Annotated in this window: 28 protein-coding genes, 1 pseudogene and 1 riboswitch; of the genes and pseudogenes, 11 read left to right on the top strand and 18 right to left on the bottom strand. The window is 69.2% G+C overall.

Annotated features, from left to right (window positions below; translation table 11 throughout):
* Positions 1–19: 19 nt before the first annotated feature.
* The 9 genes and pseudogenes from LG388_RS13175 to LG388_RS13215 all read right to left on the bottom strand — a co-directional run bounded on the left by LG388_RS13175 (position 20) and on the right by LG388_RS13215 (position 8,843).
* On the bottom strand, positions 20–838 hold the full coding sequence (locus LG388_RS13175; RefSeq protein ID WP_225783181.1) for an ABC transporter ATP-binding protein: 819 nt from the start codon (positions 836–838) through the stop codon (positions 20–22).
* Positions 835–1,936, bottom strand: a pseudogene (locus tag LG388_RS13180) (acyl-CoA dehydrogenase family protein). The gene LG388_RS13175 and the pseudogene LG388_RS13180 overlap by 4 nt, the downstream one beginning before the upstream one ends.
* Complete coding sequence (locus tag LG388_RS13185; protein WP_225783182.1) at positions 1,926–2,510, bottom strand: carboxymuconolactone decarboxylase family protein; 585 nt, start codon at positions 2,508–2,510, stop codon at positions 1,926–1,928. Before LG388_RS13185 ends, LG388_RS13180 begins: the two are co-directional and overlap by 11 nt.
* 62 nt (positions 2,511–2,572) lie before the next feature.
* Positions 2,573–3,592, bottom strand: coding sequence for an AraC family transcriptional regulator (locus tag LG388_RS13190; protein ID WP_225783183.1), 1,020 nt, complete (start codon positions 3,590–3,592; stop codon positions 2,573–2,575).
* A 172-nt stretch (positions 3,593–3,764) separates the two neighbouring features.
* Positions 3,765–5,849, bottom strand: a complete 2,085-nt coding sequence (locus tag LG388_RS13195) for a family 2A encapsulin nanocompartment cargo protein cysteine desulfurase (RefSeq protein ID WP_225783184.1) — start codon at positions 5,847–5,849, stop codon at positions 3,765–3,767.
* 13 nt (positions 5,850–5,862) lie between these two features.
* Complete coding sequence (locus LG388_RS13200; protein ID WP_225783185.1) at positions 5,863–6,801, bottom strand: family 2A encapsulin nanocompartment shell protein; 939 nt, start codon at positions 6,799–6,801, stop codon at positions 5,863–5,865.
* 132 nt (positions 6,802–6,933) lie between these two features.
* On the bottom strand, positions 6,934–7,269 hold the full coding sequence (locus tag LG388_RS13205) for a multiprotein-bridging factor 1 family protein (RefSeq protein ID WP_370630178.1): 336 nt from the start codon (positions 7,267–7,269) through the stop codon (positions 6,934–6,936).
* Positions 7,270–7,310: 41 nt separating this feature from the next.
* The gene (gene epsC / locus LG388_RS13210) at positions 7,311–8,216 is read right to left on the bottom strand and encodes a serine O-acetyltransferase EpsC (protein ID WP_225783186.1); all 906 of its coding nucleotides are present in this window, start codon (positions 8,214–8,216) and stop codon (positions 7,311–7,313) included.
* Between the two features lie 126 nt (positions 8,217–8,342).
* The gene (locus LG388_RS13215) at positions 8,343–8,843 is read right to left on the bottom strand and encodes a rhodanese-like domain-containing protein (RefSeq protein ID WP_225783187.1); all 501 of its coding nucleotides are present in this window, start codon (positions 8,841–8,843) and stop codon (positions 8,343–8,345) included.
* Positions 8,844–9,095: 252 nt separating this feature from the next.
* On the opposite strand from LG388_RS13215, the gene LG388_RS13220 reads away from it, so the two are divergent.
* Together LG388_RS13220 and LG388_RS13225 are read left to right on the top strand one after the other, a co-directional pair.
* Complete coding sequence (locus tag LG388_RS13220) at positions 9,096–9,383, top strand: antitoxin (RefSeq protein WP_225783188.1); 288 nt, start codon at positions 9,096–9,098, stop codon at positions 9,381–9,383.
* Positions 9,380–9,787: a type II toxin-antitoxin system VapC family toxin gene (locus tag LG388_RS13225; RefSeq protein ID WP_225783189.1), complete on the top strand. Its 408-nt coding sequence runs from the start codon at positions 9,380–9,382 to the stop codon at positions 9,785–9,787. Before LG388_RS13220 ends, LG388_RS13225 begins: the two co-directional genes overlap by 4 nt.
* A gap of 77 nt (positions 9,788–9,864) precedes the next feature.
* Here the strand turns inward: LG388_RS13225 and LG388_RS13230 are convergent, their stop codons facing one another.
* On the bottom strand, positions 9,865–11,067 hold the full coding sequence (locus LG388_RS13230; RefSeq protein WP_225783190.1) for an LLM class flavin-dependent oxidoreductase: 1,203 nt from the start codon (positions 11,065–11,067) through the stop codon (positions 9,865–9,867).
* Here LG388_RS13230 and LG388_RS13235 point away from each other — a divergent pair.
* Entirely contained in the window at positions 11,019–12,380 is a 1,362-nt protein-coding gene (locus tag LG388_RS13235; protein ID WP_225781640.1) for an IS5 family transposase, read from the top strand. The genes LG388_RS13230 and LG388_RS13235 overlap by 49 nt on opposite strands.
* Before the next feature lie 15 nt (positions 12,381–12,395).
* Here LG388_RS13235 and LG388_RS13240 read toward each other — a convergent pair whose 3' ends face one another.
* Both LG388_RS13240 and LG388_RS13245 read right to left on the bottom strand, forming a co-directional pair.
* Positions 12,396–12,710, bottom strand: a complete 315-nt coding sequence (locus LG388_RS13240) for an LLM class flavin-dependent oxidoreductase (RefSeq protein WP_225783191.1) — start codon at positions 12,708–12,710, stop codon at positions 12,396–12,398.
* Between the two features lie 106 nt (positions 12,711–12,816).
* Complete coding sequence (locus LG388_RS13245) at positions 12,817–13,416, bottom strand: hypothetical protein (protein WP_225783192.1); 600 nt, start codon at positions 13,414–13,416, stop codon at positions 12,817–12,819.
* A gap of 236 nt (positions 13,417–13,652) precedes the next feature.
* Here LG388_RS13245 and LG388_RS13250 point away from each other — a divergent pair, with 236 nt between their 5' ends.
* The 5 genes from LG388_RS13250 (at position 13,653) to LG388_RS13270 (ending at position 18,759) form a co-directional block, all read left to right on the top strand.
* Entirely contained in the window at positions 13,653–14,468 is an 816-nt protein-coding gene (locus tag LG388_RS13250; RefSeq protein WP_225783193.1) for a MetQ/NlpA family ABC transporter substrate-binding protein, read from the top strand.
* Between the two features lie 156 nt (positions 14,469–14,624).
* A complete protein-coding gene (locus LG388_RS13255; RefSeq protein WP_225783194.1) occupies positions 14,625–15,956 on the top strand; it encodes an LLM class flavin-dependent oxidoreductase in 1,332 nt (443 codons plus the stop codon).
* A gap of 543 nt (positions 15,957–16,499) precedes the next feature.
* Positions 16,500–16,763 carry a ParD-like family protein gene (locus LG388_RS13260; RefSeq protein WP_225783195.1) on the top strand — a complete coding sequence of 88 codons (264 nt, stop codon included), beginning with the start codon at positions 16,500–16,502 and terminating at the stop codon, positions 16,761–16,763.
* Positions 16,764–16,773: 10 nt separating this feature from the next.
* Positions 16,774–17,565, top strand: a complete 792-nt coding sequence (gene map, locus LG388_RS13265) for a type I methionyl aminopeptidase (RefSeq protein ID WP_225783196.1) — start codon at positions 16,774–16,776, stop codon at positions 17,563–17,565.
* A gap of 231 nt (positions 17,566–17,796) precedes the next feature.
* On the top strand, positions 17,797–18,759 hold the full coding sequence (locus LG388_RS13270) for an IS110 family transposase (protein WP_225783197.1): 963 nt from the start codon (positions 17,797–17,799) through the stop codon (positions 18,757–18,759).
* Between the two features lie 16 nt (positions 18,760–18,775).
* On the opposite strand, the gene LG388_RS13275 is transcribed toward LG388_RS13270, so the two are convergent.
* The 5 genes from LG388_RS13275 to LG388_RS13295 all read right to left on the bottom strand — a co-directional run bounded on the left by LG388_RS13275 (position 18,776) and on the right by LG388_RS13295 (position 22,879).
* The gene (locus LG388_RS13275; protein WP_225783198.1) at positions 18,776–19,597 is read right to left on the bottom strand and encodes a MetQ/NlpA family ABC transporter substrate-binding protein; all 822 of its coding nucleotides are present in this window, start codon (positions 19,595–19,597) and stop codon (positions 18,776–18,778) included.
* 232 nt (positions 19,598–19,829) lie between these two features.
* On the bottom strand, positions 19,830–20,036 hold the full coding sequence (locus LG388_RS13280) for a dodecin (protein WP_225783199.1): 207 nt from the start codon (positions 20,034–20,036) through the stop codon (positions 19,830–19,832).
* A 110-nt stretch (positions 20,037–20,146) separates the two neighbouring features.
* Positions 20,147–21,511: an ATP-binding protein gene (locus LG388_RS13285; protein WP_225783200.1), complete on the bottom strand. Its 1,365-nt coding sequence runs from the start codon at positions 21,509–21,511 to the stop codon at positions 20,147–20,149.
* Positions 21,508–22,179, bottom strand: coding sequence for a winged helix-turn-helix domain-containing protein (locus tag LG388_RS13290; protein WP_225783201.1), 672 nt, complete (start codon positions 22,177–22,179; stop codon positions 21,508–21,510). Before LG388_RS13290 ends, LG388_RS13285 begins: the two co-directional genes overlap by 4 nt.
* A gap of 19 nt (positions 22,180–22,198) precedes the next feature.
* Positions 22,199–22,879 carry a hypothetical protein gene (locus tag LG388_RS13295; protein WP_225783202.1) on the bottom strand — a complete coding sequence of 227 codons (681 nt, stop codon included), beginning with the start codon at positions 22,877–22,879 and terminating at the stop codon, positions 22,199–22,201.
* A 183-nt stretch (positions 22,880–23,062) separates the two neighbouring features.
* Positions 23,063–23,230, top strand: a riboswitch (yybP-ykoY riboswitch).
* Between the two features lie 18 nt (positions 23,231–23,248).
* On the opposite strand from LG388_RS13295, the gene LG388_RS13300 reads away from it, so the two are divergent.
* The gene (locus LG388_RS13300) at positions 23,249–23,821 is read left to right on the top strand and encodes a TMEM165/GDT1 family protein (RefSeq protein WP_225783203.1); all 573 of its coding nucleotides are present in this window, start codon (positions 23,249–23,251) and stop codon (positions 23,819–23,821) included.
* Between the two features lie 93 nt (positions 23,822–23,914).
* Positions 23,915–24,726 (top strand): IS5 family transposase gene (locus tag LG388_RS13305; RefSeq protein WP_370630159.1). Its coding sequence is split into 2 segments (ribosomal slippage): positions 23,915–24,248 and positions 24,248–24,726, totalling 813 coding nucleotides; the frame shifts between segments, so codons are not numbered across the junction.
* On the opposite strand, the gene LG388_RS13310 is transcribed toward LG388_RS13305, so the two are convergent.
* A complete protein-coding gene (locus tag LG388_RS13310) occupies positions 24,723–25,676 on the bottom strand; it encodes an IS110 family transposase (protein ID WP_225783205.1) in 954 nt (317 codons plus the stop codon). The two genes, LG388_RS13305 and LG388_RS13310, sit on opposite strands and share 4 nt — an antisense overlap.
* Before the next feature lie 209 nt (positions 25,677–25,885).
* On the opposite strand from LG388_RS13310, the gene LG388_RS13315 reads away from it, so the two are divergent.
* Positions 25,886–26,503 carry an ABC transporter permease gene (locus LG388_RS13315; protein ID WP_225783206.1) on the top strand — a complete coding sequence of 206 codons (618 nt, stop codon included), beginning with the start codon at positions 25,886–25,888 and terminating at the stop codon, positions 26,501–26,503.
* The last annotated feature ends 78 nt before the right edge of the window (positions 26,504–26,581 follow it).

Here is a 26,581-nt window from a genome sequence, read left to right on the forward strand (position 1 = left end):
TCAATGGGAATGAAAGGGGTTAGACGGCCGGGCCGGGCGCAGTGGCATGCCGCACCTCGCGCAGCGCTTCCAGCACCTGCAGCCGCAGGGCCGTGACGGCTTCGGGATGCGCTTCACGCGGGCGCGGGATGTCCACGCGCCATTCGTGCACGATGCGGCCTGGCCGGCCGCCCATGAGCAGGATGCGGTCGCCCACGAGGATCGCTTCGTCGATGTCGTGCGTGACCAGCAGCGCGGCCGTGTGCCAGCGATGCACCACGTCGACCAGCAGCTCCTGCATCTCGGCGCGCGTGATGGCATCGAGCGCCGAGAAGGGTTCGTCGGCCAGCAGCAGTTGCGGTTCGCGCGCCAGTGCGCGGGCCAGCGCCACGCGCTGAGCCATGCCACCCGACAACTGCGCGGGGTACAGATCGCCCTGCCCGCCCAGGCCCACGGCCGCCAGCGCCTCGTCGACGCGGCGCTGCAGCGTGGCCTGGTCGTGCCGGGGCTGGTGCTGGAAGTCCAGGCCGAAGCCCACGTTGCGCGCGGCGCTCAGCCAGGGCAGCAGGCTGGGCTGCTGAAAGACCAGCGCGGTGCGCGGATGCGGCGCGGTGAGCGGCTCGCCGCCCAGCCGCACTTCGCCGCCGGCCTGCGTGCCGTCGTGCTTCTCGAGCCGGCCCAGCAGGCGCAGCAAGGTCGACTTGCCGCAGCCGCTGCCGCCCAGCAGGCAGACGATCTCGCGCTCGCCGATGTCCAGCGACACGTGTTCGAACACCGGCGGGCCGCCGGCATAGCCGAAACGCAGGTCGCGGCCTTCGAGCAGCGGACGTGTCGCCGCTTCAAGTCCCTGGACGCTCATGCGGCGCCGGGTGCCGAGGCCGCCGCCTCGGCTTCACGCGCGGCCTGCTTCTCCAGCTCGCCCAGCAGCTGCGTCACGCTGGGCGTGACGATGGGAATGAAGGCCGACTCGCGCCAGCGCCGCGCGAAGCCGCCCGGCACGTCGCGGTGATACGCCCGCCCGCCGCTGGCCTGCAGCTCCAGCTGCAGCGCCTGCTGCACGCATTCATGCAGGTCCAGGCGCAGTCGGAACAGCCGGTGCGGCTCGGCCACGAACAGGCCGCTGTCCACGCCCGCCTTGAGGGCGTGCACCGTCGCATCGAGCCGCTGCCCCAGCACCTGCAAGGGCGCCTGCAGCACATGCCGCCCTGCGCCCGCGCGCTGGCCTGCCACCGCATGCGAGGCACGCGCCAGGCCGATGGAGAGGCCGCATTGCAGGCCCAGGAAAGCCGGTCGCACGCGCGGCAGGAAGGCCGGCGCCTTCTCGGCCAGCAGGTCGCCCCCGTCGATCACCACGTCCCGCAGCTGCAGTGACGCGGTGTTGGTGCCGCGCAGCGCGATCAGGTCTAGGTCCGGCGAGCGCTGCAGGCCCAGCCGATCCGAGGGCAACGCCACCACCATGGGCGGCGAGCCGTCCTCGCGCGCCACGGCCATCGCGGCCAGGAAGCCCTCTTTGCGCAGGTTGGTGCACCAGGGCACGCTGCCTTGCAGAACCCAGCCTCCCTCGGGCCGGTTGGCGGCGCGGATGTTGAGCGACTCGATGCCGCTCAGGAACTTCATGACGTTGGACAGGCCCGAGGCGCCTGCCCCCCTCACCCGCCAGCAGTCGTGGCAGTTGCCGTTCGCGCAGCGCGGCGTTGTCGGTCTGGTCCAGCAACTGGATCAGCACACGCTGGCCCCAGAAGGCGAAGGCCGCGGCCAGCGAATGCGAGGCGACCTGCGCAATGGCCTCAATGGCATCGCTCACGGCGCCGCCGCGGCCACCGCGCTCCACGGCGATGCCGTGGCCCAGCACGCCGGCCTGGGCCAGGCGCGGCACCACGGTGGTGGCCAAAGCCTCGTCGGCATCCAGCGCTTCGGCATTGGCGTCGAGCCAGACGCGGTCGGCGTCAGCCAGCATGGGCCTTGCCTTGCGTGTTCTGCAGCTGCGCCGGCAGGAAGGCCTGCAGCTCGGCGTTGACGGTGTTGCGCGCCAGGTTGTTCGCAAAGTTGCACAGCGTGGCCAGGCTCACGCCCAGCACCACATCCAGCGCCTGCTGCTCGTTGTAGCCCGCGGCGGTGAAGGCGGCCAGGGCGGCATCGTCGACAGCACCGCGCGTGGCGATCACGGCTTCGGTGAAGACGCGGACGGCATCGAGCCTGGTGTCGCCCGTCGCGTCGCCGTTCTGCAACGCGATGACCTGCGCGTCGGGCAGCTGGGCCTGCTTGAGCGCAATCTTGGTGTGGCCCGCCACGCAGAAGTCGCAGCCATGGATGCGCGCGGCGGTGATCTGCACCACCTCGCGCTCGGCCAGGTTCAACGCACCTTTGGCATTGATCTGGCCCACCGTGAGGTAGGTTTCCAGCGCTTCCGGTGCATTCGCCAGCACGCCGATCAGGTTGGGCAGAAAGCCGCTGTTGGCCTGGACCTTCTCGACGAAGGGGCGGCTGCCTTCAGGGGCAGACTGGGCGGTGTGCAGGGTGAGCCGGGTCATGCGCGTTGGGGGTGACGAGTTGACAGAACTGAGGCCTCATTGTGTCGCCTGGGCTTTGACGATCAATGACCGAAGGTCTCATCCTGATGCCCGTTTGCTGCAGGGCCCTCGCCCGCTGGGGTTGCCGGCGCGGCTTCGCCACGTTGCCACGCGCCGGGCTGCTGCCCCAGTACGCGCTTGAAGGCGCGCGAGAAGGCCGGCACCGACTCATAGCCCACGGCCGTGGCCACGCGCGAGATGGCCTCGCCACGCGCCAGCAAACGTGCCGCCGTCTGCATGCGCAGCAACAGCACGAATTGCAGCGGCGACTGGCCGCAGGCGGCCTGGAACTGCCGGAACAGCGCGGCGCGCGACAAGTGCACCTGCCGCGCCATCTCGTCCACGTTCCAGGGCCGTTGTGGCTCGTCGAGCAGCGCCTGCACCAGCTCGGCAAAGCCCGGCTGCCGCAGCAGCGCGAGGATGCCGCCGACCTGCGGCGCGCGCTGCGCCAGCTCGCGCCAGGCGTAGAAGAAAAGCAGGCCCGACAGGCGGTCGAGTGCGACCGAACCCAGCTCGGGGCTGCGCAGCGACTCGCGCAGCATCAGCTCGAACAACAAGGCGGGCTCGCGGTTGTCGCTGTCTTGTGCACGCAGCACCAGCACATCGGCCAGGGCACCCGCCACCAGCGCGCGCAGGGGGCCGTCGAAACTGAAGAAACCGCAGGCCAGGCCCGTGGTGCCCAGGCCGCCCTCGGCCCGCAGCGGCTGCATGGCCTGCGGCGCGCAGGGCATGGCGGCATCTTCATAGGGCGAAAGAAAGTGCGGCACATCCTGCATCAGGAACACCGCATCGCGCGCATGCAGCGCCAGCGAGGGCTGGCCCGGTCGGTGCAGCCAGCAGCGCCCGCCCAGCACCAGATGGAAGCTGGCCTGTGCCTTGCCCTGCGTCGACGCCCGCCAGCGTCCGCAGTACTGGCCCACATGGAAGACGCGTGCCTGCCATTGCAGGCCATCGAGCAGGCCATCCACCACGCGCTCCAGCGCCGGGTGGCGCCGGCTCGCACTGTCGGAGGCGCAAGAGGATGGGTTCAGAACACGGGGCATCCGGTCGAGTCTGTCGCACGCGCGCGCATCTGCCAACGAACGATTGGCTCTTTGCTTATCCGGCCCGGCCGGCCTGCAACAACGCCCGCTCCATGAAAAAAGCCGCCGGTCCCGAAGGGGCACCGGCGGCTTGACTCGAAGCGGACGGCATCCGCCTGATGCAGCGCGGCGATCAACCCGCGCGGCGCTGCCCCGCCAGGCGCCGCACCACCGTCGTCAGGCGGTCGATCTCGTCGAAGGTGTTGTAGAAGGCCAGCGAGGGCCGCACCGTGGTCTCGACCCCGAAGCGGCGCAGGATGGGCTGCGCGCAGTGGTGGCCCGTGCGCACGGCAATGCCTTCCTCGTTCAGCGCCTTGCCCACCTCTTCGGTGCTGTAGCCCTGGAGCACGAAGGACATCACGCTGGCCTTGTCACGGGCCGTGCCGATCAGGCGCACGCCCGGGATGGCACCCAGGTGCTCCATGCCGTAGACCAGCAGCTCGTGCTCGTAGCGCGCGATGTTCTCGATGCCGACCCGGTTCACGTAGTCGATGGCCGCGCCCAGGCCCACGGCGTCGGCGATGTTGCCCGTGCCCGCTTCGAAGGTGTTGGGCAACGGCTGGAAGATCGTCTTCTCGAAGGTGACGTCGGCAATCATGTTGCCGCCGCCCTGCCACGGGGGCATGTCTTCGAGCACTTCGCGCTTGCCCCAGACCACGCCAATGCCGGTCGGGCCGAATACCTTGTGGCCGGAAAACACGAAGAAGTCGGCGCCAATGTCCTGCACGTCCACCCGCATGTGCGAGATGGATTGGGCCCCGTCCACCAGCGCCTTGGCGCCCGCGCGGTGCGCCAGTTCCACGATCTGCTTGACCGGCACCACGGTGCCCAGTGCGTTGGAGACCTGCGTGACGGACACGATCTTCGTGCGGTCGTTCAGCAGCTTCTTGTACTCATCGAGCAGCACCTGGCCCGAGTCGTCGACCGGGATCACGCGCAGCTTCGCGCCCTTGGCGGCCGCCAGCTGCTGCCAGGGCACGATGTTGGCGTGGTGCTCCAGGTGGGAAACGATGATCTCGTCGCCCTCGCCCACGTGCTGGCCGCCCCAGCTCTTGGCCACTAGGTTGATGGCTTCGGTGGTGCCGCGCACGAAGATGACCTCGTTCACATCCGGCGCGTTGATGAAGTTCTTGACCCGCTGGCGGGCACCTTCATAGGCGTCCGTGGCGCGGGCCGCGAGTTCATGCGCGGCGCGGTGGATGTTCGAGTTCTCGCGCTCGTAGAAGGATGAGATGCGCTCGATCACCGACTTGGGCTTGTGCGTGGTGGCCGCGTTGTCGAACCACACCAGCGGCCGGCCGTTGACGCGCTCCGACAGGATCGGAAAGTCGCGCCGCACGGCATGCACGTCGAAAGCCGGATGGCGGCCCTGGCCGGCTTGCGGGACGTTGTCCCTCGCACCTGGCGTGGCCGGCGTGACATAGCCGCTGGGCAGCACCACAGCGTCGACGAAGTAGAACTTCGGGTCGGCCGAGGGCGCGCCTTGCGGCACGGCGGCGCCTGCTGGCGCTGCCGTCGCACGGGGCGGTTGAGTGTGGCCCGTGAAGGGCAGGCTCGCCAGCGCGTCCAGCGGATCGGCAGGGCCTGGAGCGGCGGCCACGGGGGCCGCGCGTCCCGGATCGGCGCCGCCGGCGGAAGGATGGCCACGCGAGCTGTCCAGGAAGTAATAAGGCACCGCGCCCGTCGCCGGGTGCGTGGCGGCCTGCTGCGCGCTGGCGCCCTGAGCGCCGCCCGGCCGCCCGAAGGCGCTCACGCCTTCGCGCCCTGGCGCGAAGGCTTCGGCATTCCTTTCGGGCACGCCCAGCGCGGCACCGCCGAAGCGCGGCTCATAGGCCGGCAGCGCAGTGACCACGTTGTCGGGCAAGCCATTGCCGGCCTGCGTATGCGGCAGCAGCGCGGGGGCGCGATGCGCGAGCGATGCCAGCGGCGTCGGTGAAGCCGGCAGCAGGTTCGCGCCGGGCGCGATGCCCTGCGGAACCGGCGTGCCGGGCACGGAAGGGCCGAAGCCCGCCGGGCTGACCAGCGGCGAGCCCGGTGGCGCGATGTTCACCGGGGCCTGCACGCCGGCCGGCACGCCCGCCGAACCCAGCGCGGGGACGGAATCAGGGGACGTGCCCGGCAGCGCGGCGAACATGGCCGAGGCCATGCGCGCGAGCATCGCAGGGTCAATCGGCGCCTCCGGCCCGGTGGGCAGGTTTGGCACGGTCGCAATCGTCATGACGCGCTACCGATCACTTGTAGGTGTCCAGCACCGAATAGTCGTGGTAGCGGTTGATCTCCACGTCGTCCAGCACGGCCAGCGCGTCGAGCGTCAGCACCGCCAGCGAGCAGTACTGCGAGATCAGGTACGAAGCGATGGCGTGGTTGTTGATGCCCATGAAGCGCACCGACAGGCCGGGGCCCTGCTCACCCGGCAGACCCGGCTGGAACAGGCCGACCACGCCCTGGCGCTTGTCGCCGACGCGCACCAGGATGATCTTGCTCTTGCCGTCGGCCACGGGCACCTTGTCCGAAGGGATCAGCGGCACACCGCGCCAGGTGATGAACTGCGAGCCGAACAGGCTCACGGTGGGCGGCGGCGTGCCGCGGCGCGTGGCTTCGCGGCCGAAGGCGGCGATGGTCAGCGGGTGCGCCAGGAAGAAGGCCGGCTCCTTCCAGACCTTGGTCAGCAGCTCGTCGAGATCGTCGGGCGTGGGCGCGCCCGTCAGCGGGAAGATGCGCTGCTCGTCCGTGACCTGGGCCAGCAGGCCGTAGTCCGGGTTGTTGATCAGCTCGCTCTCCTGGTTCTCCTTGATCGTCTCGATCGTCAGGCGCAGCTGCTCCTTGATCTGGTCGTGCGGGCTGCTGTAGAGGTCGGAGACGCGCGTGTGCACGTCCAGCACCGTGCTGACGGCGTTCAGGAAGTACTCGCGCGGATGCTCTTCGTAGTCGACCCAGGTGCGGGGCAGCTGGTTCTCGCTTTCCTTGGCGGTGCACACCACCTTGATGTCGCCCGGGTTCTTCACCTTGTTCAGGCGGTAGATGCCCGCTTCGACCGGCACCCACTGCAGCAGGTGCGTGAGCCAGCGCGGCGAGATCGTCGCAAGCTGGGGGACGGTCTTGGTGGCATTGGCCAGCTGGCGTGCTGCGCTATCGCCCAAAGCGGTGGTGCCGCCGACGGTTGCTGTCATGAAGGACTCCGGAGGAAAACGAGAGTGAAAGAAGGCCCGCACGCACCCCAGGGGGCGCGCTCTTCACCAGGAGGGCCGCGATGAAAGGGCTGCTGAAAGCGAAGGCAGTGTCTTGGCGGCGGGGGTTTACCCTCAACAGGCTATAGCCGCCAAGCGAAGGCGCTGCGCGACGCGCTGGCGCTCCAGCAACTCGCCATGGCGCAGCAGCGCGGCCACGTCCACATTGAGCGCGTGCGCGAGCTTGTGTGCCGTGACGATGGAGGCGATGGCACGCCCGCGTTCCACCTCGCCCACATAGGAGCGGTTGAGTTCCGACAGCTCGGACAGCTTTTCCTGCGACAGGCCCTGGCGCTCGCGCAACTGGCGGATGGCCAGGCCGAAGTTCGCGACCAGGGCGGCGCAGGATTCGGTGGTGCTCAGCGCGAGAGGCGCCGCGGCGGGCTCGGTGCCCGGCAGCGGGCCGCGCATCGGCGGTGGCAAGCCGCGGCCTGTGGAGCGTTCGTCCAGGCTCATGCTGCCCTCGCCTTCTGCAGGCTGGCCTGCGTCACGCTGGCACCGGGCGGCACGTCTTCGGTGACCCAGACATTGCCGCCGATGGTGGCGCCCCGGCCCAATGTGACGCGGCCCAGGATGGTGGCGCCGGCGTAGATCACCACATCGTCCTCCACGAGGGGGTGGCGTGGCAGGCCCTTCTGCAGCTGGCCTTCGGCGTCGGTCGGGAAGCGCTTGGCACCCAGGGTCACGGCCTGGTAGACCCGCACGCGGGCGCCGATCTCCGCCGTTTCGCCGATCACCACGCCCGTGCCGTGGTCGATGAAGAAGCCCGCGCCGATGGTGGCGCCGGGGTGGATGTCGATGCCGGTCTGGCCATGCGCCTGTTCGGCCACGATGCGTGCCAGCAGCGGCAGGCCCAGCAGGTAGAGCCGGTTGGCGAGCCGGTGGTGGATCATGGCGTGCACGCCGGGGTAGCACAGCAGCACCTCGTCCACACTGCGCGCGGCCGGGTCGCCCTGGTAGGCGGCCAGCACGTCGCTGTCGAGCAGGCGGCGGATGTCGGGCAGGCTGGCGGCGAAGGCACGCACGGCGTCCAGCGCCTCGCTCTCGATCTCGGCCGGCGAGCGCGGGTTGCGACGCGCGGCATAGGCCAGCTCCAGCCGCACCTGCGCCAGCAGCGTGTGCAGGGCGGCGTCGAGCGTGTGGCCGACGAAGAAGTCCTCGCTTTCATGCCGCAGATCGGGCGGCCCCAGGCGCATCGGGAAGAGCACGCCTTTGAGCTGCTCGATCACCTGGGCCAGCGCATCGCGCGAAGGGAACTCGCGGCCCTGCGGCTCGCGGGTGCGCTTCTGCGCATCGCGCCACTCATCGCGCACGCGATGCAGCGCCTGCACGATCTCGCTCACATCAAACACGGCCATGCCGTCACTCCCTCTTCTTCATCGTCGGCGATGGGCCTCTTGTGTGCGGGCGCCATCGGTGGCTTTTTCTGGAGGCGTGCCGCAAGGAATGCATACCACACGCGGGATGCACCAAGTCAGTCCGGCTCAGTCCTGTTCCCAGGGCAGGCCATGGAAACGCCAGCCATCGCCATGGCCGCGCTGCTGCTGCGCATCGAGCTCGCCCTCGAAGCCCTCGAGGACGTTGAACACATGGGTGAAGCCGGCTTTGGCGGCAGCTTCGGCGGCCTGCGCCGAGCGCTTGCCCGAGCGGCACAGCAGCAGTGCCACGGCGTCCTTGCCGCCATGGGGCGCCAGCTTGGCTTCCAGCTCGCGCACGAAGCGCGGGTTGCGCGTGAGCGCCGTGCCCGTGGCCCAGGCCACATGCACGCTGGCGTACTCGCCGGCCGGCACGCGACCGACGAAGGCGCGTTCCTCGGCCGAGCGCACGTCCACCAGCACGGCTTCGCCGGCCTGCACCAGCGCCCAGGCGCTGCGCGGAGACACGCCGCCGGCATAGGGCAGCCCGCGCGCCTGCGCCTCGGCCTGCGCGGTCTCCAGGACTTCGGGCAAGGCGAGGACTTCGAGGGCTTCGCTCGGGGATGGCATGGGTGGTACTCCTTGATCTCTTTTGGGGTGAGCCGTTGGGGATGCGTGATGGCTACAGGCATCAAATTTAGAGGCCGGCCCCGCAATCACCAACGAACAAGAAGTGAAAACCAAACACCCGTTTGCTTATGACCAAATCGTCCTTTCCATGCGGCGCAGCCCCCTTGGCACTCCCACACGCCAAAAAACAAGCAGCCAAAATATATATTCATGTATATACTTCAGATTTCCGAACTCGTGAAAGGGAGCGCCATGCAAGTTGAAGAACGCATCGCCAAGCTGTTCACGAACGGCGCGAGCCAAGCCGTTCGTCTGCCTTCGGAATTCCGCTTTCAGGGCACGGAGGTCTACATCCGGCGCGATGAACGCTCTGGCGAAGTCATCCTGAGCCCGAAGACCCGCCGGAGCTGGGCCAGCTTCGAAGCGCTGCGGGCGGAGCTGGAAGAGGATCTGTCGAACGAGGGCCTGAAGGACTTCATGAAGGACCGCCAGCAGCCCGAAGACGCACCCCGCGATCCCTTCGAAGGCTGGACCGAATGAGCCTGGTCTTCATGCTCGACACCAACATCGCAAGCGCCGCCATTCGCGGCGAGACCGCGGTGTCGAAGCGCCTGCAGGCCCTGCCGCTGGAGGCCTGGTGCATCTCGGCAGTCACCGCCGCCGAGCATCTGTACGGGCTGGCCAAGCGCCCCCAGGCGACCACGCTGGCCCGGCTGGTGCATGGTTTCCTGCAGGTGGCAGAAGTCGCACCCTGGGATCGCGCTGCGGCAGGCGAACTGGGCGAACTGCGCGCCGAACTCGAACGCAAAGGCACACCCATCGACGCCTACGACCTCATGATCGCGGCCCATGCGCGCGCGAGGGGCCTGGTACTGGTCACGGACAATCAGAAGCACTTCAGCCGCGTGCCGGGCCTGAATCTCGAGAACTGGCTGCCCGCCTGATCGCCCCTCCGGGCGATCCCGGATGCCGCACCCAACGCACCATCCGCCATCCTGTTCCCCAACAGCCCTTCAGCCCTTCAGCGCTTCGCCGCCGGGTGCGCCGGCCGCGCCAGCCCCAGGTGTTCGCGCAGGGTGCGGCCCGTGTATTCGGTGCGGAACAGGCCGCGACGCTGCAATTCGGGAATCACCCCCTCGGCGAAATCCTTCAGGCCGTGCGGCAGCGTGGGGGCCAGCACGTTGAAGCCATCGGCCGCACCGGTCGTGAACCAGTGCTCCAGCTGGTCGGCGATGGATTGCGGCGTGCCCACCACGGTCCAGTGGCCGCGCGCGCCGGCCACCTTCTCGTAGAGCTGGCGGATGCTCAGCTGGTCGCGCCGGGCCATCTCCTCGAACAGCGCCTGCCGGCTCTTCCAGCCTTCGGTCACGGGCAGCCCCTGCGGGAAGGGGTCGTCCAACGAATAGCCGCTCAGGTCCACGTTGCCCAGAAAGGTGGACAACAGGCCCACGCCCAGCACGGGGTCGATCAGCGATTGGAGCTGCTCGAACTTCTCCTGCGCCTCCTGCTCGCTGCGGCCCACGAAGGGTGAGATGCCGGGCAGGATCTTGAGCGAGCCCGCCTCGCGCCCATGCGCGGCCAGGCGGCCCTTGAGGCCGCTGTAGAAGGCGCGCGCATCCTCGGGCGTCTGCTGGGCCGTGAACACCACCTCGGCCGTGGCGGCCGCCAGGTCCTGCCCGTCACCCGAGGAGCCGGCCTGCACCAGCACCGGGTAGCCCTGCGGCGCGCGCGGCGTCTGCAGGCCGCCGTGCACCTTGAAGTGCTCGCCCTGGTGCGACACGCGGTGCAGCTTGGCGGTGTCGAAGAAGCGGTTGGCCGCCTTGTCGTGGATGAAGGCGTCGTCTTCCCAGGTGTCCCACAGGCCCTTGACGATCTTCACGTACTCGTGGGCGCGGGCGTAGCGCTGTGCATGGCCGATCTGCTGGTCCAGCCCGAAGCTGCGCGCCTCGAAATCGCTGCCCGAGGTGACCAGGTTCCAGCCGCTGCGCCCGCCGCTGATCTGGTCGAGCGAGGCGTACTTGCGCGCCAGGTGGTACGGCGGCAGGTAGGTGGTCCGCCCTGAACAACTCGCAAGCCCTTGATCTGACTGGTTGTTCTTCGAGTTGATGGGCGCGGGATTTGCAAGGTATGGTCTTGCCAGTGCCTGTTTTCTTGCAAATTTCTCCGGGGAGTCCGATGGGTCCGAAGCCTTCGCAGCCGCAAACGGGCGAGTTGTTTCGTCCACGACTGGACGAGCAGATCAACATGAAGCATCCGCTGGTCAGGCTGGGCGCGCTGATCGACTGGGCCGAGATCGAGCGCACGTTCGCGGTGTCGTTCACTTCGGGGCGCGGGCGGCCCGCCTTGGCGCCGCGCCTGGTCGCCGGGCTGCTGTACCTGCAGCACACCTTCGATGCCTCCGACGAGGCGGTGGTCAACACCTGGGTGGAGAACCCATACTGGCAGTTCTTCTGCGGCGAGACCTACCTGCAGACCGAGCTGCCCATTGACCCGTCCAGCCTGACGCGCTGGAGAAAGCGCGTTGGGGAAGAAGGCGTGGAGATGCTGCTGGCGGCCAGCATCGATGCCGCCCGGCGTGGTGGCGTCATCAAGAAAGCCAGCGTGCAGCAAGTGATCGTGGACACCACGGTGATGCCCAAGGCTATCGCTCACCCCACCGACAGCCGCCTGCTGGAGCGAAGCCGCCAGCACCTGGTCAAGGTGGCCGAGGGCAATGGGCTGAAACTGCGCCAGAACTACAACCGCATCGCCCCACGGCTGGCCGCGCAGATCGGGCGCTACGCCCACGCCAAGCAGTTCAAGCGCATGAACAAGGCCGTTCGCACACTGCGCACCCGGGTTGGCCGCGTGCACCGCGAGGTGGCCCGCCAACTGCACATGCTGCCCGAAGCGGCCCAGGCCAAGGTCCAAGACCTGCTGCAGCGCACCGGCCGCATCCTCAGTCAACGCACGAAGGACAAGAACAAGCTGTACGCCCTGCACGCGCCCGAGGTCGAATGCATCAGCAAAGGCAAAGCCAGGACACCGTACGAGTTCGGCGTGAAGGTCAGCATCGCTACCACGTTGAAGGAAGGCCTGGTGGTGGGCATGCGCTCCATGCCGGGCAACCCCTACGACGGCCACACCCTGGCTGAGACACTGGAGCAGGTGGGCATCCTCACTGGCACGGACAGGCCGCCCGCCACGGCAATCGTGGACAAGGGCTACCGGGGTGTGAAAGTTGAAGGTGTGCGCATCCTGATGTCGGGCCAAAAGCGGGGCATCACCCGAACGCTCAGGGCCATGATCAAGCGGCGCAGCGCCATCGAACCGGCCATTGGGCACATGAAGATGGACGGGCGGCTGGGCCGCAACCCGCTCAAGGGTGCGCTGGGCGATGCGCTGCACGCGGTGATGTGCGGTGCCGGGCATAACCTGCGCCTGATCCTGGCCGCGCTGCGGCTTTATTGCGCCCGATTCGGGTTATCGATGCAGGCGGTCATCGCCGCACTGCTGGCCGCTCCTGGCGACGTCAGCCTATCTGTAGCTGACAACTGAATTGTTCAGGGCTGACTAGGTGGCCGACACGGTGGCCACCAGGCCGATGTGCGTGGTGTGCTGCGACAGCGCGGCCAGGGTGAGCATCGGATCGAGCGGGTACCACAGCGCGTTCTTGGCCAAGCCCACATCGGGCGGGCCGGGCAGGCCCACGTTGTCGGCAAAGAAGATGGCGTCGAACTTGGCGGCCTCGGCGATGCGCGTCCATTCGCGCAGCGCTTCGATGCGGCTGCCCGCGCCGGGCTCCACGTCGGGGTGGCGCCAGGCGGCCAGGTGGTGGCCGACGCCGAAGAAGAAGGCACCGAGGTGCATCTGGGGTGGGGTGGACATCGTGGAGTCTGGGCAAGGAAGAAAGGAAGACCGGGCGCCCGGCTGCGGGGCGCTCCGGCAGGCGATCCGTGCCGCGGTCGAGCCACCGCGGGCACGCAATCAGGAATCAGGGGGCCGGACAGTGCTCGGCCAGCGCCACGTCCACGCCCACCTCTTCGGCCAGCTGCGCGACGAACTCGTCCATCAGCGGCAGCGCCGCGGCAGGCGCGTCCGTGGGTTGCGCCACCCAGCCATCCGGCGCGGTGAAGAGGCGCAATGCGTCGAAGTCGGGCTCATCGCCGGCATCGAAGAAATGGCGCAGGCCCGCGGGCAGCGCGACCCAGTCGCCCGCCTCGCACAGCAGGCCCAGGTGGCCTTCAGGCGTGCGGATGTAGAACAAGCCGGCGCCGCCCAGGAAGAAGCGGATCTCCGCATCGGCATGCGTGTGCTCGGCGATGAACTTCTGGCGCAGCGCGGGCCAGCCGGCATGGCCGGGTGCCAGGCGCACGCGGTCCACGCTGCGAATGGCGAAGCGCTGCCCCAGCGCGGCCAGCTGCGGCGCATAGGCCGCCTGCACCTGCTCGGCGCCGGCCTGCGGTGCCAGCGCCTTCAGCGGCCAGCGGCCGAAGGCGATGTCCTGCGCTTCGAGCGCGGCGGCGATGCGCGCGGGGCAGTCCAGCGTCAGGCCCCAGCGGCCCTGGCCATCGAAGGCAACCAGCGCGCTCATGGCGCCGCGCGGCGGACGAACGACATGCGAACCCACTCCTCGGTATGACGAAGCGGCAGTATGCGAAGCGCCGCGCGGGCTGTGAACGAACCAATGGATTCGTGCTTATCACCGAAAAATCTGTGCGCCGGCCGTGGCAGCCACGCTTGCGCGCGGCGCGGATAAGCTGCTGCGCGAATCTTCGTTGGGCGGGCGCGAAGCGCCTCCTAAAGTGCGGACGCCTTCAAGGAACCTGCATGCCGCCCTCCCTCCCCTCGCCCCCGCCCCGCTGGCTCGCCGGCCTCGCGGCGGCCCTGTTCGCCACCGGCGCCCTGGCCGCCGAACTGGCCGTCGGCTTCATGCCCGGCCCCTACCGCGACATCTTCGCGCAGGGCATCGCACCGCAGCTCGAGAAGCAGGGCTACACGATCAGGTACGTGGAGTTCAGCCAAGGCGTGCAGCCCAACGACGCCGTGGAGCGCGGCCAGATCCAGGCCAACATCTTCCAGCACAGCCTGTACCTGGAGGCCACCAACAAGCAGCAGGGCTTCGACCTGGTGCCCGTGGTGCATGTGCCCACGCCGCCCATGGGCCTGTGCTCGCAGCGCCACAAGAGCCTGGCCAGCGTGCCCGATGGCGCGACCGTGACGCTGCCGGCCGACCCCGTGAACGCGGCACGGGCGCTCAACATCCTGGCCGCCCTCGGCTGGGTGCAGGTCAAGCCCGGCGTGAACCCGCTCACGGTGTCCGAGCGCGACATCGTGGCCAACCCCAAGAAGCTCAAGCTGGTGCCGCTGGAGGCCGCGCAGGCCCCGCGCTCGCTGGCCGATGCCGACATCGCCGCCGTGCAGGGCAACTTCGCCGTCGCCTCGGGCCTGAAGCTCACCGACGCGCTCAAGCTCGAGGACATGACGCTGCCCTACGTCAACGTGGTGGCCGTCAAGCGCGGCAACGCCAACGCCAGGTTCGCGCAGGACATCGCGGCCGCCTACCGCTCGCCCGAATTCCAGAAGGTGTTCCAGGCCAACCCGGCCTGGCGGGGCTACCGGCTGCCCGACTATTTCAGGAACTAGACATCCCCGTCGTCGCGCACTGCGCGCGCTGCGCCCACCCCTTCCCGGGGGGCACAACAGCGGTCTGGCAAGGCCAGCGCCGCGGCGGTCACCGAACTGGCCTGCCGTGCGGCCTTTGGCACCGCCTCCTGCGGGACCGCGCCTCTCCCGTTGCCCATGACTTCGCCTTCACCGCGCCAGCTGCACCTGAACGTCAACATCCTGCACTCGGGCTTCGTGCCCTCGGCCTGGCGGCTGCCCGAAGCCGATCCGCGGGCCTTCATCGACGTGCAGCACTACATCCGCGTGGCGCAGATCGCCGAGCGCGGCAAGCTGGACGCCGTGTTCCTGGCCGACAACGCGGCCATCATCGAGCAGATCCACTTCCGCCCCATCACGGGCCTGGAGCCCACGGTGCTGCTGGCCGCCATCGCGGCCGCCACCACACACATCGGCCTGATCGGCACGGCTTCGACCAGCTACAACGAGCCCTACAACATCGCGCGCCGCTTCGCCACGCTGGACCATCTGAGCGGCGGCCGCGCCGGCTGGAACGTGGTCACGACGGCCGACCTGCCTTCGGCGCGCAACTTCGGGCTGGACGCCGTGCCCGACCATGCGCGTCGCTACGCCCGCGCCTCGGAATTCACCGATGTGGTGAAGGCACTGTGGGACAGCTGGGAGCCCGATGCGCTGATCGGCGACAAGGCCTCGGGCCGCTTCATCGACCCGACCAAGGTGCATCCCATCGCCCACCGCGGCGAATTCTTCGGCGTGCAGGGCGCGCTGACGCTACCCCGTTCGCCGCAGGGCCGGCCCGTGCTGGTGCAGGCCGGCGGATCGGCCGACGGGCGCGAGCTGGCGGCGCGCCATGCCGAAGCCGTGTTCTCGGCCTCGCAGTCCTTCGACGAATCGCGGGCCTACCGCCAAGCGCTGAACGAGCGCGCCGCCGCCCTGGGCCGCGGCCCGCAGGCGGTGAAGGTATTGGCAGGCCTGACCACCATCCTCGGCGCCACCGAGGCCCAGGCGATCCGCCGTCGTGATGACCTGATCGACGCCATCCCCTGGGACTACAGCCTGGCGCGCGTGGCCGGCATCCTGGGCACAACGCCCGACCGGCTGCACCTGGACCAGCCGCTGCCCGAGGACCTGCCGCTGCCCGCCCGTGGCAACGGCAACCACACCTTCTTCCACGCCACGCTGGCCGCCGCGCGGCGCGGCAACTTCACCGTGCGCCAGCTGGTGCGCGAACTGGCGGGCGGCGGCGGCCACCGCGTGGCCGTGGGCACGCCCGAGCAGATCGCCGACGACATCGCGCGCTGGTTCGAGGGCGGTGCCGCCGACGGCTTCAACCTGATGCCCGACGTGCTGCCCGGCGGCATCGTGGACTTCGTCGACGCCGTGGTGCCGCTGCTGCAGCGGCGCGGCCTGTTCCGGCGCGAATACAGCGGCCGCACGCTGCGCGGGCATCTGGGCCTGTCATGGCCCCCCGCAGGCGACCCGGGATAGCAAAAAAGGGGATGGCAGGCACCTGCGCCGCGCACGCAGCCTTGCGGACGGCGCATGTCCTGCTGCGCCAGATCCGGAACGGTCATCGCTGTGCGGAAGGCGCGCCGCCCGATCTGGCCCGTGCGCTTGCCGCCTGCGGCGCAAGCGCACGCGCGGCGGCCTGGCGCACCGACGAAAAAAGGGGGACGGGCCACCCCTGAACCGTCCCCCACCTCACCCGGGGACAGCTTTTCGCGCAGCCGCGATCGGCGTCCCTCTCGCCCAACCCCTGGCCGACACCACCGCGCCGGTGCCGGCCCCCTTCGGCTCCCGCTTCGGGGGGCCTGCCCGCGTGAACGGCGGCGACATCGGGCCGGCCTTGCGCCGGTGCCACGCGGGCATGGCCGCACCGGTCCACTCGAGCGCCATTCTTGCGGCCGCCCGGCAGCGGGCCAACGAAGACTTCAGCAGATGCTTGCTCGGTGCCCGAATCCAGCTCTCGCCTGCAAGGCTCCCGGAATGAATATATGATTCAAATATGTTTCGCATATCAAGGGGCCGCCAATGGGCATCGTGAAAATCTCGGACCTCATGCACGAGAACCTGCGCGTGGCCGGCGCCGCCATGAGCCGTTCCATCAACGCCCAGGCCGAGCACTGGATGCGCGTGGGCATGCTAGCCGAGCTGTACCCCGACCTGGACCACCGCGAGATCAACCGGTTGATGGTGCGCGCGGAACTGGCGGGCGGCCTGGATCTGGCGGCCGCACTGGCCCCTGCCGCCTCGGGGGCGCCGAGCAAGCCCGCGCCCGGCCGCGGCAGGCATTGAGGAGCGGCCGATGACGCGCGGCATCGCCCTTCGCAGCGCCGGGGAGATCGCGCAGGCCCGGCAGGCAGCGCAACTGGCGGCGCAGGTGCTCAGCATGATCGCGCCCCACGTGGTGCCGGGCGTGAGCACCGATGCGCTGGACCGCCTCTGCCACGACCACATCGTGAACGTGCAGGGCGCCATTGCGGCCAACCTCGGCTACCAGGGCTATCCCAAGACCGTGCTCACCTCGGTCAACCAGGTGGTCTGCCATGGCATTCCCTCGCCCGGCAAGATCCTGAAGGACGGCGACATCATCAACATCGATGTGGCGGTGCTCAAGGACGGCTGGTTCGGCGACACCAGCCGCATGTTCGTCGTGGGCAAGCCGGGCATCCTGGCGCAGCGGCTGGTGCGCACCGCCTACGAGGCCATGGCCGCGGGCATCCGCCAGGTGCGCCCCGGCGCCACGCTGGGCGACGTGGGCCATGCCATCCAGCACGTGGCACGGCGCGAAGGCTTCAGCGTCGTGCGCGAATACTGCGGCCATGGCATCGGCCGCATTTACCACGACGAACCGCAGGTGCTGCACTACGGCCGCCGCGGCGAGGGCCTGAAGCTGCTGCCGGGCATGATCTTCACCATCGAGCCCATGCTCAACGCCGGCCGGCGCGAGACGAAGGAACTGGCCGACGGCTGGACCGTCGTGACGCGGGATCATTCCCTGTCGGCCCAGTGGGAGCACATGGTGGCCGTCACCGAAGACGGCTTCGATGTGCTCACGGCCTGGCCCGAGGGCACCGGCGACTACCCGCCGATCTGAGCGGGCACCCGGCGTGCAGCCGGCCGCTTGTATCTTTAAACCAGACCAGCGCGGTAGAGTCTGACCGCCGTTGAGGCGGCCAGACCGGCCCGTGCAGTTTGGTAGCGGCTGGGGTGATCGAGCCCGTTTCTGAGTACAGAACGCACGGCCGCCGCGCTGGTCTCCGTCAAGCCCGAACGGTTACGCGCGCCTTCGATGAGTGCGCATGCACAAGCAAGGGTTCTGGAGATCATGTCTGTTTTGTCAGTGACGGTGGGCATCGACGTGGCCAAGGCGCACGTGGATGTCTGTGTGCTGGGTGCCAAGAGCGAAGCCCAGCGGTTGAACAACGATGCCGAAGGCCATTCGGCGCTGGCGGCGATGCTGCTGCCTGTGGGCGTGGGCCTGGTGGTGATGGAGGCCACCGGCGGTTACGAGGCGGCGCTGGCCTGTGCGCTGCAGGCAGCGGGCCTGCCCGTGGCCGTGGTCAATGCGCGCCAGGCACGCGAGTTTGCCAAGTCCATGGGCCGTCTGGCCAAGACCGATGCGGTGGACGCGCGCATGCTGGCCGAACTGGCGGCGGTGCTGGTACGCCGTGAGGACCTGGAGCGTTTCCTGCGCCCGCTGGCCGACGAGCGCCAGCAGTGGCTGGCAGCCCTGGTCACGCGCAGGCGTCAGCTGTTGACCATGATGCATTCGGAGCGCCAGCGGCTGCAGATCACACCCAAGAAGCTGCACGTCAGCATCGATGCGATCGTGGCGGCAATCAAAGCACAGCTCGACGAGATCGAGGCGCAGATGCTCACCCACGTGCGCGAGCACTTCGCAGAGCTGGACAGCTTGTTGCAGTCCACGGCGGGGATCGGCCCGGTGGCCAGTGCGACGCTGATTGCCGAACTGCCAGAGCTGGGCAAGCTGAATCGACGCGAGATCGCTGCGCTGGTGGGCGTGGCGCCCATGGCCAACGACTCGGGCAGCAGCAAGGGGCGAAGGCGCGTGCAGGGCGGACGCTTTGAGGTCCGGCGCGTGCTGTACATGGCCACGCTGACAGCCACACGCTACAACCCGGCCATCAAGACCTTCTACGAGCGATTGAAGGCCGCGGGCAAGCTGCCCAAGGTCGCCCTGGTCGCCTGCATGCGCAAGCTGTTGACCACGCTCAACGCCATGGCCCGAACCGGCAAACATTGGGATAAATCGCTTCTCGGCGCTTGACTTCAAAGACGGTTACTCAGAAGGCCGGGATCAGTGCGCCCTTGAAGGTGGTCTCGATGAACTGCCTGACCTCGGCCGACTGGTAGGCCGCCACCAGCTTCTTCGCCCAGGGCTTGTCCTGGTCGGCGCGGCGCACCGCGATCAGGTTTGCATACGGGCCGGTGGGCGATTCCTTGATGATGGCGTCCTTCACGAAGGACAGACCGGCCTTCTCGGCATAGTCGTTGTTGATGGCGGCGATGTCCAGGTCGTCGAGCGAGCGCGGCAGCTGCGCGGCGTCCAGCGCCACGAGCTTGAGCTTCTTCGGGTTGCTCGTCACGTCCAGCGGCGTGGCGGTGTTGTTCTTCACCGCCTCGGGCTTGAGCGTGAGGAGGCCGGCCGACTGAAGCAGCAGCAGCGCGCGGTTGCCGTTGGACGGATCGGCCTGGATGCCGACCGAGGCGCCCTCGGGCAGCTCCTGCAGGTTCTTGACCTTGCGCGAGTAGTAGCCCAGCGGCGCCGTGATGGTCAGGCCCACGGGCACGAGGTCGAAGTGGCGCGCCTTGATCTGGTTGTCCAGAAAGGGCTTGTGCTGGAAGGCGTTGGCGTCCAGGTCACCCGAAGCCAGTGCGGCGTTGGGCAGCTGGTAGTCGTTGAACACCACCACCTCGACGTTCAGGCCGTCGCGCGCGGCCACCTTCCTCACCACCTCGAAGATCTTTTCGGCATTTCCCACCGAGATGCCGACCTTGATGCTGGACTTGTGCTGGGCCTGCGCAGGCAGCAGGGCCGGCAGGGCGCCCAGGACGGACAAAGACAGGACGGCCAGGGCGGCGCGGCGGCGGAAGGAGCGAAGCATGATGAAGACGCGACCTCTTGGAAGAAAGGCCGCGACTGTGGGCAAGGACACGCCGCCTGGCAACGAAGAAAGTCGCATGACCATATCTGCTGCAGCGAGTTGCTTCAGGCGGCCTGGCCACCTGCGACGAGCCCTTCCCCAGCGCGCGGCGGCCTGAACGTGCATGCGGCCCCTGCAGGGGGCCGCATGGAAGCGTGGCAGGCCAAGCGCCGGGCTTCGCCTGGAGGGGCGCTCAGTCCAGCGTGAAGCCCAGCTTCAGCGTCACCTGCCAGTGCGCCACCTGGCCGTCGACCACATGGCCGCGCGTCTCGGTCACGGTGAACCACTGGATGTTGCGCACCGTTTCGTGCGCCTTCGCGATGGCGGTGCGGATGGCCTCCTCGACACTCGTGGTGGACGAGCCCGTGAGCTCCAGCGATTTGTAGACATGGTTGGACATGGGCGTGCTCCTGTGGCGGCGGTGAGAAAGCCACAGCGTGCCTGCGGCAGGGGCTGCGGCCGCGAAGGACAGCGCCGCGGCGGGCTGACGGCCAGCGCGCAGGCCGTGGATCAGGCCGGCCGCAGCACGGCGCAGAAGCCGCCCAGCCGCTCGGAGCGCTGCGCTTGCAGCCGCAGGCCATGCGCCTGCGCGATGCGGCTGGCGATGGACCAGCCCAGGCCGCTGCCGCTGGCGCGCGTGCCGGCGGGGCGGAAGAAGCGTTCGCCCAGGCGCTCAAGGTCGGCCTCGTCCAGGCCGGGGCCGCTGTCGTCGATCCGAAGGCCCGTCCTTTCGCCGGCGAGGCGCTCGATGCGGACCTCGATGCGCGCCCCTGTGCCGGCATGCTGCAGCGCATTGGCGATCAGGTTCCGCAGCAGCACGGCCAGCAGCGCTTCATCGCCTTGCAGCGGCCAGGGGGCCTGGGCTTGCAGCGACAGCCGCTGGCCCTGCTCCAGCGCACGGGGCGCCTGGGCGGCGAGCACCTGGCGCGTGAGGGCCGTCAGATCCACTTCGTGTGCAGCAGCGGCGGCGGCAGTGCCTTCGGCCTCCAGCCGCGACAGGGTCAGCAGCTGCGTGACCAGGTGCGTGGCGCGGTCGCAGCCGGCCAGCGTGCGCGCCAGGGCCTGCCGGCGGGCCTCGTCGTCACCGGCGGCGTTGGCGCGCAAGGCGACCTCGGCATGCGCGCGGATGGCTGCGATGGGCGTGCGCATCTCGTGCGCGGCATCGGCCGTGAAGCGGCGCTCGCCGCTCAGCAGGCCGGCGATGCGCGCGAAGAGCAGGTTGAGGGCCTCGACCATGGGCTGCATCTCGCGCGGCAGGCCTTCGTCGGGAATGCGCTGCAGCGCGTCGGGCTGGCGCGCATGCAGATCGTCACCCAGCGCGCGCAGTGGCCGCAGGGCATGGCGCACCACGGCCCAGATGCCCAGGCCCATGAGCGGCAGCGTGAGCAGCAGGGGCCACAGCGTGCTGCGGAACATGGCCCACAGCACGTCGTCGCGCGCGGCCACGGCCTGGCCCACCTGCACCTGCTGGCCGGGCTGCGCACCGGCGGCGACGAGCACGCGCCAGGGCTGTCCGCCCACCTGCACGGTCTGGAAACCGGTGCGGGAATGCGGCGCCAGCGCCGTGACCGGCGCCGTGGTCGAGCGCAGCCGCAGCGTGCCATCGGCCCAGACCTGCAGCGCGGTCTTGGCGGCGTAGCGGTGCAGCACCGGCGTGTCGATGCGTGCCTGCGCATCGGCCGGCAGCGGCTGCGCCACCAGCAGCGCGGCGGCCTGGGCGAGGTGGCTGTCCAGGATCTCTTCCACCTCGTGCCGCGCGTCGAACCACGCGAGCGCAGCGGTGCCCAGCCACACGGCCGCGAACAGGCCCAGCAGCAGCCGCGCGAGGCGCGACTGCAGCGAGGGACCGGCGAAGCGAGGCGTGGCCGCGCTCACCGCAGCGGCTCCGTCTTCAGCAGCACATAGCCCACGCCGCGCACGGTCTGGATCAGCGCGCTGCCCAGCTTGCGGCGCAGGTGGTGCACGTGCACTTCGACCGCGTTGCTGTCCACCTCGCGGCCCCAGCTGTAGAGCTGCTGCTCGATCTGCTCGCGCGAGAGCACGCGGCCCGCGTTGAGCATCAGGAGGTGCAGCAGGTCGAACTCGCGCGCCGACAGGGCGACGGCCTGGCCGGCCTGTTGCACGGTGCGCGCGGCCGGGTCCAGCGTCACCTGCCGCGCCTGCAACCGCTCCTGCGGCTGACCATGGGCGCGGCGCACCAGGGCGCGCAGGCGCGCGGCCAGCTCCAGAAGATCCACGGGCTTGATCACGTAGTCGTCGGCGCCACTGTCCAGGCCGCGGATGCGGTCGTCCAGCGCATCGCGCGCCGTCAGCAGCAGCACCGGCAGGGCATGGCCGGCCTGGCGCCAGGCGCGCAGCACCGCGATGCCGTCGCGGCCCGGCAGCCCCACGTCGAGCACGGCGGCGGCATACGGATTCAGCGGCCCGGCGTGGGCCGCGTCGTGGCCGTGCTGCACCCAGTCCACCTGGAAGCCCTGCTGTTGCAGGCCCGCCTGCAGGCCTTCGCCCAGCAGCAGGTCGTCTTCGGCCAGAAGAATGCGCATGCGCCGGATTGTGCGAGGCTCAGGAAAGAAGGGCGGGGCGCAGCAGGGCCTGCCACAGCCAGCAGGCCGGGACCAGCCCCGCCAGGGCCCAGGCCCAGCCGGAGGAGTCGCCCTGCAGGGCCTCCTGGGGCCGGCCGGTGCCCTCGCCGCGAAGCAGCGCGGCGCGCAGCGATTCGCCCGCGCGCCGGTGCTGCCACAGCGCGCCCAGGCCCTGCAGCGCCAGCAACGCGAGTGCGCCCCACGCCAGCGCCTGGTGCAGGACCGGCGCCGGCCGGGCCGCGAGCGCAGCGGCAAGCAGGAGCAGCAGCACCATCGCCCGCGCGGCCAGCGCGATGCGGCCCGGGCCCAGCGCGCGCGGGGCCCAGCGGGCCAGCGATGCGCGCCAGCCCGCCGCCTGCAGCCGGGCGCGCACCTCGGCGCGGCGCGGGCCGTACAGGGGCCACAGCAGGTGGAAGAGCGCGAGCCAGGGCAGCGCCATGTCCAGTGCGCGATGCAAGGCCTGGCCCTGCGGACCGCCGGCGGGCAGCCAGGTGCCGGCCAGCGCACCCAACAACAGAAGCGGTGCCAGGCGGGCGGGCGCGTCCCACAGGTAGACGGTCTGGAAGGGCCAGTCCGCGCGCAGCGATGCGCCTGGCGCGCGCGACGGAAGGGGCGCCGGCGGCGCCGTGGCGGAAGAGGGGGCGGAGGTGGAGGAGGGCACGCCGGCGATGATGGCGGGCGCTTCTTATCGTTTGCTTAACGTCGGCTGCGCGAAGCCGGAGTGAACCCGCGGGCAAGGCCCATGTCCAGGGGGCCGCTTCAACGAGCCGGGCGCGTGCGAATGCGAACCGCTTTCAGGCTCCGTGTTTCCCCGGCGGCTGCCATGGCCTCGCCTACAATGCCCCTACTCGTCATTGGGGAGTAGCTGACCTGCGCCATGCAGGGGCGCACGTCAACAGACTTGGCCTGAGGGCCATGGCGTGTGCAGCTTGAAAAAGCCTGGCAAGACCTTTGACCACATGCCTCCGGTGAGGGCCGGGGGGCGTGAGGTCATTGCTGTGTCTGGCCCTGTTTTTCCGTTCCCCCACCCATGGAAGCCTTTCTCGTGTCCACCGGCGTTGTCGCGCTCGGTGAAATGGGCGACAAGACCCAGTTGCTGGCCATCGTTCTCGCGGCCGCATTCCGACGGCCCTGGCCCATCGTGGCCGGCATCTTCGTCGCCACCCTCGCCAACCATGCCGCGGCCGGTGCCGTGGGCGGCTGGGTCGCGCAGATGATGGGCCCCGACGTGCTGCGCTGGGTCATCGGCATTTCCTTCATCGCCATGGCAGGCTGGATGCTGATTCCCGACAAGATCGATGACGAAGACCTGCACCAGCGCTCCCGCTTCGGGGTCTTCGGCACCACCGTCATCGCCTTCTTCCTGGCCGAGATGGGCGACAAGACGCAGATCGCCACCGTGGCGCTGGCGGCGCGGTACGCGCAGGTGGTGCAGGTGGTGATCGGCACCACGCTGGGCATGATGCTGGCCAACGTGCCGGCGGTTTTCCTGGGCGAGAAGATCGCGCAGAAGGTCTCGATGAAGGTGGTGCACGGCGTCGCCGCCGCCATCTTCGGCGTGCTGGGTCTGCTGACCCTGTTCAACGTGGGCCGGCTGTTCTGAGTAACCGTCTTTGAAGTCAAGCGCCGAGAAGCGATTTAGAGCGGCTAACACAACCCTGTCATCGTCAAGCGCCTGATCTGCGTTTGACGGTGCATGGGTCGAAACAAGAACAAGGAGATCAGCACGGCGCTGTTCAAGAAGATCGAGCCGCTGCTGCCGGTGTTCGTGCCCTCAGCCAAGGGCGGGCGCCCGCGGGTCAGTGACGAGATGGCGCTCAACGGCATCCTGTTCGTGCTGCGTACGGGCATCCCCTGGGAGGAACTGCCGCAGGAGCTGGGCTTTGGCAGCGGCATGACATGTTGGCGGCGTCTGCGCCAATGGCAGGAAGCCGGGGTGTGGCACCGCCTGCATCTGCTACTGCTTGCTGAACTGCACAGCGCCGGCAGGCTCGATTTCAGCCGGGCCAGCCTGGACGCTGCCAGCGTCCCCAGCCCCCGGGGGGCTCGCACACGGGCCCCAACCCGACCGACAGGGGCAAACTCGGCAGCAAGCGCCACCTCATCACGGACCGCCAGGGCATCCCGCTGATGTTCTGCGTCACCGGTGCTAACCGGCACGACTCGGTGGTCTTCGAGCAACTGGTCGATGCCTTGCCCGATGTGCGAGGAAAGCGCGGCAGGCCGCGCCGCTGGCCGGGCAAGCTGCATGCGGACAAGGGCTACGACTTTGCGCGCTGCCGGGCGCACCTCAGGCGCCGGGGCATCGTCGATCGCATCGCCCGCCGGGGCATTGAACGCAACGATCGATTGGGCCGCCATCGTTGGGTCGTGGAACGTACGCATGCCTGGCTGGCCGCCTTCGGCAAGCTGCGTGTGCGTTTCGAGCGAAGCGTTCATACCCACGTGGCCTTGCTATCCCTGGCATGCAGCGTCATTTGCGTGCGGTCCTTGAGGTGGTTGTGTTAGCCGCTCTTATCCCAATGTTTGCCGGTTCGGGCCATGGCGTTGAGCGTGGTCAACAGCTTGCGCATGCAGGCGACCAGGGCGACCTTGGGCAGCTTGCCCGCGGCCTTCAATCGCTCGTAGAAGGTCTTGATGGCCGGGTTGTAGCGTGTGGCTGTCAGCGTGGCCATGTACAGCACGCGCCGGACCTCAAAGCGTCCGCCCTGCACGCGCCTTCGCCCCTTGCTGCTGCCCGAGTCGTTGGCCATGGGCGCCACGCCCACCAGCGCAGCGATCTCGCGTCGATTCAGCTTGCCCAGCTCTGGCAGTTCGGCAATCAGCGTCGCACTGGCCACCGGGCCGATCCCCGCCGTGGACTGCAACAAGCTGTCCAGCTCTGCGAAGTGCTCGCGCACGTGGGTGAGCATCTGCGCCTCGATCTCGTCGAGCTGTGCTTTGATTGCCGCCACGATCGCATCGATGCTGACGTGCAGCTTCTTGGGTGTGATCTGCAGCCGCTGGCGCTCCGAATGCATCATGGTCAACAGCTGACGCCTGCGCGTGACCAGGGCTGCCAGCCACTGCTGGCGCTCGTCGGCCAGCGGGCGCAGGAAACGCTCCAGGTCCTCACGGCGTACCAGCACCGCCGCCAGTTCGGCCATCATGCGCGCGTCCACCGCATCGGTCTTGGCCAGACGGCCCATGGACCCGGCAAACTCGCGTGCCTGGCGCGCACTGACCACGGCCACGGGCAGGCCCGCTGCCTGCAGCGCACAGGCCAGCGCCGCCTCGTAACCGCCGGTGGCCTCCATCACCACCAGGCCCACGCCCACAGGCAGCAGCATCGCCGCCAGCGCCGAATGGCCTTCGGCATCGTTGTTCAACCGCTGGGCTTCGCTCTTGGCACCCAGCACACAGACATCCACGTGCGCCTTGGCCACGTCGATGCCCACCGTCACTGACAAAACAGACATGATCTCCAGAACCCTTGCTTGTGCATGCGCACTCATCGAAGGCGCGCGTAACCGTTCGGGCTTGACGGAGACCAGCGCGGCGGCCGTGCGTTCTGTACTCAGAAACGGGCTCGATCACCCCAGCCGCTACCAAACTGCACGGGCCGGTCTGGCCGCCTCAACGGCGGTCAGACTCTACCGCGCTGGTCTGGTTTAAAGATACAAGCCGCGTGATCTGGGGCGGCCGCGAGTCGCGGCTGTCCACCCTCGTGCCGGTCTTCGTGGCGGTGGTGCTGAGCCTGGCGCTGGGCCTGTTCGCGGGCTACACGCGCGGGCGCAGCTCGGCGCTGGTGATGCGCATCATCGACATCCTGTTCGCCTTCCCGATGGTGCTGCTGGCCATCGGCCTGGCCACCGCGCTGGGGCCGGGGCGCTGGACCATCGCGCTGACCATCGTCTTCACGGCCACGCCCTACCTGACGCGCGTGGTCTATGCCGGCGTGCGCGCCGAACGCGACAAGGAATACGTGGAGGCGGCACGCGCGCTGGGTGCGTCGACCGGCACCGTGCTGCTGCGCGAGATCCTGCCCAACGTGGCCACGCCGGCCATCGTGTACGGCACCACGCTGGTGGGCAGCATGATCGTCTTCCTGTCGGGCCTGAGCTTCCTGGGCCTGGGCACGCAGCCACCCACCGCCGACTGGGGCCGCATGGTGAGCGAAGGCGCGCAGGTGCTGGTGCTGGACGCGGCCCATGTGGCCACCGCACCGGCGCTGGCCATCGTGTCGGTGGCGCTGGCCTTCAACTGGCTCGGCAACGGCCTGCGCGACTGGCTGGACAAGAGATGAGACCTCCCCGTTTGGAGCGCCTCACTGCGTGTGGCGCTCCCATCCCCCTCAAGGGGCGCACCCAGCGGCCTGGCAAAG

It is taken from the genome of Xenophilus sp. Marseille-Q4582, from assembly GCF_916700565.1.
Classification (GTDB): domain Bacteria; phylum Pseudomonadota; class Gammaproteobacteria; order Burkholderiales; family Burkholderiaceae_C; genus Xenophilus.